This window comes from Pararhodospirillum oryzae (assembly GCF_007992075.1).
Classification (GTDB): domain Bacteria; phylum Pseudomonadota; class Alphaproteobacteria; order Rhodospirillales; family Rhodospirillaceae; genus Pararhodospirillum; species Pararhodospirillum oryzae.
Map to the genome: position 1 here is coordinate 1 of NZ_BJZO01000160.1, position 2,310 is coordinate 2,310.

At 69.3% G+C, this 2,310-nt stretch carries 1 protein-coding gene; it reads left to right on the forward strand.

The features are described from left to right. Positions 1 to 76: 76 nt before the first annotated feature. Positions 77 to 2,310: tetratricopeptide repeat protein (locus ROR02_RS17485; protein WP_147165078.1), on the forward strand; the 2,234-nt coding region annotated here is incomplete at its 3' end.

Sequence of the window (2,310 nt, forward strand, 5' to 3'; positions counted from 1 at the left end):
AAGGAGGGTCTTGCTTCTTCTGGGTGTCTGAGGTCCCCTTGCGGGGACTTTTGTTGCATGCGGGAGCGACGGCGGGATGCAAGCGGTGCACGATGTGTTTTTCAGCTACGCCAGCGCCGACCGGGCAACGGCCGACCGCGTGGTGGCGGCCCTGAAAGCCGAGGGGCTTCGGGTGTGGTTCGATGCCACGAACATCGACGACTTTGCAGACATTGAACGGCGGATCCAGGAGGGCCTCGCGCAGAGCAAGGCCCTGGTCGCGCTCTATTCCCGGGCCTATGGCCAGCGCCGGGCCTGCGATTGGGAACTGGCGTCGGCCCTGATCGCCGCCGGGCCGGACTGGCGCCAGCGGGTGCTGGTGATCAATCCCGAGGAGTCGGCCGGGCATCTTGAGCCGCGCCGTTTGATCGGTACGCGCTTTTTCCCCCTGACGCCCGCCCCCGACCTTTCCACCCTGGCCCGGACGGTCGGCGAAACACTGGCCCCGATCAACGAGCCCTTGGGCGCCCCTCCGGCGCGCGGGGCCTCGGCGCTGCGCTGGGTGGGGCTGGCCCGCAACGGCGGGCCCCGGCACTTTGTCGGCCGGCATCGCGAGATCTGGGCCGTGCATGACGGCCTGGCCGAGGGCTCGGTGCTGCTGGCCCCCACCACCTGCGGCGTGGCCCCCCGGGGGGGCGAGGCGGTGGTGCAGGGCATGGGGGGCATTGGCAAGTCGCTGCTGGCCGAGGAATACGCCCGCCGCTTTGCCGCCGCGTGGCCGGGCGGGGTGTTCTGGCTGCGGGCCGGGGGCGGGGTTGCGGGCGATTCCGGGGCCGGGATGAACGAGGCACGGCTGGATGAAAACTATCGCGTGGTGGCGAGGGCGCTGGGGCTGACGGTCCCGCCCGGCGATCCGGCCGCGCTGCGCTGGGCGGTGATCCGGGCGCTGGAGGCGGGGGACGCCGATTCAGGCAGGGAGGCGCCCTATCTGTGGGTGGTGGACGACCTGCCCCATGGCCTGGATGCGGACCAGGCCCGGGCGTGGCTGGCCCCCACCGGGGCCGGGCGAACCTTGATCACCACCCGCGACCGTGGCCTGGGCGAGATCGCCCGACCGATCGACTTGGGGACCCTGCCCGAGGCCGAAGCCCTGGCCCTGTTGACCTTGGACCGCCCCCCTCAGGGTGGAGAGGAACAGGCCCTTGCGCGCGAGATTGTCACGGCCCTGGGCGGTCATGCCCTGGCCGTGGACGTGGCCCGTCATCTTGTCGGGAAAAGGGGGTACCGGGCGGTTTGGGACGGGCTGCGGGCACGGGATGGGCGGGCCCTGGAACTGGCCAAGCAGTTGCGCCTGGAATTGCCCAATGGCCATGACGTCAGCGTTGCCAATACGTTGCTTGTCAGTCTGGACTTGTTGTCGGTGGAACAATTGGACTGCGTGCGCGTGGCGGCCCTGGGGGCGCCCAACCATCCCGTGCCCCTCGATTTCCTGGCCCGGGTGCGGAGGGTCGCGGCCGGGCGGGACCCGGAAGCCGACGCGGCAGGCGAGACCGACGCAGTCTTTATCGCGGTGGATGGCGTTGCCTCCCATTCCCTGTGCGAGGCTGCGGACACCGCCTATCAGGTTCACCCCCTGGTCTGTCGCACGGTGGTTCAGGTCTTCACCGACGCCCGCCAGCAGGCCTTGCGGGAAGCGATGGTCGAGGCCTTGCGCCAGGTGTTGCCCGCTGCCGAGGATATCCGGCGCCACGGCGCCCTCGCGGCCCTGATCCCCCACGCCCAGGCCCTGGCCCTGGCCCCTCAAACGGAGGCAGAAGCCGACGTTATCGGCTGGGGGGGCCGGTTTTATCTTGAAGCCGGCGTGTACGGGGCGGCCCGGGACGCCTTCCAGGCCGCAGTCGAGGCTAGGGGGCGCATCCTGGGCCCCGAGCATCCGGATACGCTGACCAGCCAGGCCAACCTGGCGTTAACCCTGCATGCCCAGGGCGACCTTGCCGGGGCGCGAGAGATGCAGGAAGGAGTTCTGGAAGTCCTTCGTCGTGTTCTGGGCCCCGAGCATCCGAATACGCTGGTAAGTATGAACAATCTGGCGGAAATGCTGCGAGCCCAAGGCGACCTTGCCGGGGCGCGAGAGATGCAAGACGGCGTCCTGGAGGTTCATCGTCGTGTTCTGGGCCCCGAGCATCCGGATACGCTGACCAGTCAGAACAATCTGGCGGAAACGCTGAGAGCCCAGGGCGACCTTGCCGGGGCGCGAGAGATGCAGGAAGGCGTTCTGGAGGTTCATCGTTGTGTTCTGGGCCCCGAGCATCCGGCTACGCTGACCAGCCA